The following is a 3,527-nucleotide window of genomic DNA, read 5'->3' as shown; positions in this document are numbered from 1 at the left end:
GCCGCGCTTCCTCTGGCGAGAGCGTCGTCATGGGCGGCGCGCCGCGCGACTGTGCCGCCAGGTACTGCAGGCGCGGGTCGAGGGTCCGACCGCCCTGGTAGACCACCCCGCCGCCGGCCATCAGGCGCAACATGGAGGTCGGCAGGCTGAGCAGCTTGCGGACCATCATGCGCTGGGTGGCGGGGCTGGGCATGGCCCCCTAGACCTGCGCCTTGGGCAGGCCCTTCAGCCCGCCCAGGATCATGGTGACGGCGAACTCGGTGGCGCCGGCGGTGTCGACCGGGCGGCGCTCCAGCATCTTGTCGCCGACGTCGCGGGCGATGGCGATGCAGGCGGCGGCCATGTAGTCCGGGTCGGCGAAGGGGCCCTTGCGCTGAGCGATGTCCTCGGCGAGCGCGTCGCGGATCTCGGCGAAGACGGCGGCCATCTCCGGGGTCTCGCCCTGGACGTGCAGGTGCGGTTCGCCGGCGGGACGCTTGGCCGCCCAGTTGTTGTGCTCGTTGGCGATGAAGCCGAAGTAGGCGTCGATCGCGCGATGGACGAACTCCTCGAAGCTGTAGCCCTTGCCGCGCAGGCTTTTCAGGATCGGGGCGAAGCGCCGCGCACCGTCGTCGGCGAGGGCGGCGAACACCTCCTCCTTGGAGCGGTAGTAGTTGTAGAAGGTGCCCGCCGCGAGCCCGGTGCGGCGGATGATGTCGCGCACCGTGGCGGTCTCGTAGCCAAGCTCCCCGAACACCTCGCGCGCCGCGTCGAGGATCGCCTGGCGATTGGCGACCTTGGTCTGCTCGCGCTTGCCGGGATTGAGGTAGGCGACCTGGGACATTGAAGCGGACATGGACTCTTTTGGAGAAACTCAAAAGTGACGCGCGTCACTCTAGGGGGTGTCGACCCGGAAAGCCAATACCTTGGTTCCTCCGCGCGGGAAGGGAAGGATCACACCGTCCGCTGAGCCCGGTCCTTCTCATTCGTCGAGCGGATCGAATCCCGGGCCGCCTCCCATTCGGCGTCGCCCCATGCGGCCAGGCGGTTGAAGCCTCCGCCGCCGCGCAGGTGGCTGCCGCCGTCGATGGCGATGGTCTGGCCGTTCACATAGGCCGACCCCGGGTCGAGCAGATAGACCGCCAGGTTGGCCAGTTCGCGCATCTCGCCGTTGCGATCGAGGGGTACGGTGGGATCCTTCGCCTCCGACTCCGTGCCGGCGCCGGGGTTCAGCCGCGCCCAGGCGCCTTCGGTCGGGAAGGGCCCCGGGGCGATGGCGTTGAAGCGGATGCCGCGGTTGCCCCACTCCACGGCCAGCGACTGGGTCATGACGTTCAAGCCGGCCTTGGACATGGCCGACGGCACCGTGAACGGCCCGCCGTGCCAGACCCAGGTGGTGAGGATCGAGACCACCGAGGCGTGCTTGCCCTCAGCCAGCCAGCGCTTGCCGCACTCCTGGGTGACGAAGAACGAACCCCGGAAGACGATGTTGGCGATGGCGTCAAAGCCCCGGGGGCTTAAGTCCTCGGTGCGGCTGATGAAGTTGCCGGCGGCGTTGTTCACCAGGCCGGTGATGGCCCCGCCATCGGCCCAGACCGTGTCGACCATCTCGGCGATGGCTTCGGGCACGCGGATGTCGCAGGCCAGCCCCACGCACTTGCCCCCGTGGGCGTCGGTGAGGTCCTTGGCGGCGGCGTCCACCACCCCGCCCCGACGGCCGCAGATGTAGACCTCAGCGCCCAGCATCAGGCAGCCCTCGGCCATCACCTTGCCCAGGCCCGTGCCGCCGCCGGTGATCAGGATGCGCTGGCCCTTCATCAGGCCCGGCCGGAACATCAGGTCGTCCATCGCAAGCTCGGCCATGGCCGCATCCTCCCTTGGGTGTCGTTCTTGTGGGTTTCAGCGAAGCGCCCTGACCTAAGGGCGGTCAAGCCGCGGCGGCGGCCCGTTCGATCAGCGCCATGGCGGCCGCTGGGGCGCGGACCTTCCCCTCGTGGATGACGAAGGCGTAGACGTCGCGGGGCTTCGCCGGCGCGGGCGTTGCGGCGTCGGCCATGGGCAGGTCGGTCGGCGCGCCGCCGGTCGCATAGGTCTTCAGACGATCCACCCACAGGTCCAGGTCGGCGGGCGGATAGGCCGTCAGGTTGTCGTCGGAGCCGGTCTGCAACCGCGCGTAGACCACGTCGCCCGTGACATCGGGGATCATCGGATAGGTGAAATGTTCGGCCAGGCAGATGGTCGCGCCGTACCTGCGGGCCAGCGCCACGAAGGCCGGGTCGATGAAGGTCGGGTGACGGACCTCCAGCACGTGGGCCAGGGGCAGACCGTCCTGGGTGGCGGGCAACAGCTTCAGGAAGCCCTCGAAGTCGGCGGCGTCGAACTTCTTGGTGTTGGCGAACTGCCAGAGGATTGGACCCAGGCGATCGCCAAGTTCGGAGAGGCCCTGGTTCAGGAATTTGCCCATGCTCTCGGCGCCGTCGGCCAGCACTTTGCGGTTGGTGCAGAAGCGCGAGGCCTTGACCGCGAACTTGAAGCCCTCCGGCGTCGAGGCCCGCCACCTGGCCCAGCTGTCCGGCTTGAAGCTGGAATAGTAGGTGCCGTTGATCTCGATGGCGGTGAGCTTGGAGGCCGCGTAGCTCAGCTCATCGGCCTGGCGCAGGCCCTCCGGATAGAAGACCCCGCGCCAGGGCTCGAAGGTCCAGCCGCCGACGCCACAGCGGATCTTGCCGGCCGCCATCGTCCTATTCCGTCTTGCGCAGGGCCGCGGTCTTGTCCCGCGCCGCCTTGAACTCCGAGCCCGGTTTCCAGTCCGGCCATTCGCGGGAGTTGGCGAGCTGGGTCCCGAGGTCGAAGAGGATCGACAGGTCGGCGCTCATGCCGCTCAAGTCCCAGTTGGGATCCCACTCGTCGGCGGGCTGGTGATATTTGTCGCGGACGTAGGCCTCGCCGGCCGCCTTGCCGGCCGCGACGCCGCCCTTCACCAGATCCTGGCCGGAGTGGAAGGAGAGCGCCGGCACCCCCTGCTTGGCGAATGAGAAGTGGTCGGAGCGGAAGAAGCTCCCCGCCTCCGGCCGCGCGTCCGGCGTGAAATAGCGGCCGTGCGCCTTGCCCACGGCGATCAGGTCGTCCTGCAGGGTGAGGCCCGCGTCGCCGGAGACGCTGATGTCCTTGGCCGGGCCGTTCACCGCTGCGCCGTCGGTGTTGAGGTTGGCGACCGTGGTGGCCAGCGGATAGAGCGGCGTGGTGGCGTAGTACTCCGAACCCAGCAGGCCCTTTTCCTCGGCGGTCACCGCCATGAACTGAACGGTCCGTTGAGTGCGCGGCGCGTGGGCGAAAGCCCGCGCCAGTTCGATCAGGCTCGAGACGCCCGAGGCGTTGTCGACGGCGCCGTTGTAGATGCGGTCGCCCTTGGCGTCCGGCAGGCCGACGCCCAGGTGGTCCCAGTGGGCGGTGTAGATGATCCGCTCATTGGGATGCTTGGTTCCCGGCAGCACGCCCACGACGTTGTGCGAGATCACGTGCTTGGCCTCGACGGCGAAGGCCGTGGA

At 68.7% G+C, this 3,527-nt stretch carries 4 protein-coding genes and 1 pseudogene; all 5 read right to left on the bottom strand.

Annotated elements, in window-relative coordinates; all coding sequences use genetic code 11:
- A pseudogene (locus tag E8A12_RS13405) lies at positions 1-193 on the bottom strand (alpha/beta hydrolase); the annotation flags it as partial.
- Positions 194-199: 6 nt separating this feature from the next.
- Positions 200-835 carry a TetR/AcrR family transcriptional regulator gene (locus tag E8A12_RS13400; protein ID WP_293369509.1) on the bottom strand — a complete coding sequence of 212 codons (636 nt, stop codon included), beginning with the start codon at positions 833-835 and terminating at the stop codon, positions 200-202.
- 98 nt (positions 836-933) lie between these two features.
- Complete coding sequence (locus tag E8A12_RS13395; protein ID WP_293369506.1) at positions 934-1,842, bottom strand: SDR family oxidoreductase; 909 nt, start codon at positions 1,840-1,842, stop codon at positions 934-936.
- Positions 1,843-1,906: 64 nt separating this feature from the next.
- Entirely contained in the window at positions 1,907-2,716 is an 810-nt protein-coding gene (locus tag E8A12_RS13390) for a DUF72 domain-containing protein (protein ID WP_293369504.1), read from the bottom strand.
- Between the two features lie 4 nt (positions 2,717-2,720).
- Positions 2,721-3,527: M28 family metallopeptidase (locus E8A12_RS13385; protein ID WP_293369502.1), on the bottom strand; the 807-nt coding region annotated here is incomplete at its 5' end.

Origin of the sequence: Phenylobacterium sp., from assembly GCF_004799395.1 — a bacterium.
GTDB lineage: Bacteria > Pseudomonadota > Alphaproteobacteria > Caulobacterales > Caulobacteraceae > Phenylobacterium.
This window is presented reverse-complemented; position numbering and strand designations above follow the sequence as displayed.

What these genes read in the sequence shown, in the direction of transcription:
- E8A12_RS13400 (WP_293369509.1), bottom strand. Translation starts at nt 835, where the DNA reads ATGTCCGCTTCAATGTCCCAGGTCGCCTACCTCAATCCCGGCAAGCGC.
- E8A12_RS13395 (WP_293369506.1), bottom strand. Translation starts at nt 1,842, where the DNA reads ATGGCCGAGCTTGCGATGGACGACCTGATGTTCCGGCCGGGCCTGATG.
- E8A12_RS13390 (WP_293369504.1), bottom strand. Translation starts at nt 2,716, where the DNA reads ATGGCGGCCGGCAAGATCCGCTGTGGCGTCGGCGGCTGGACCTTCGAG.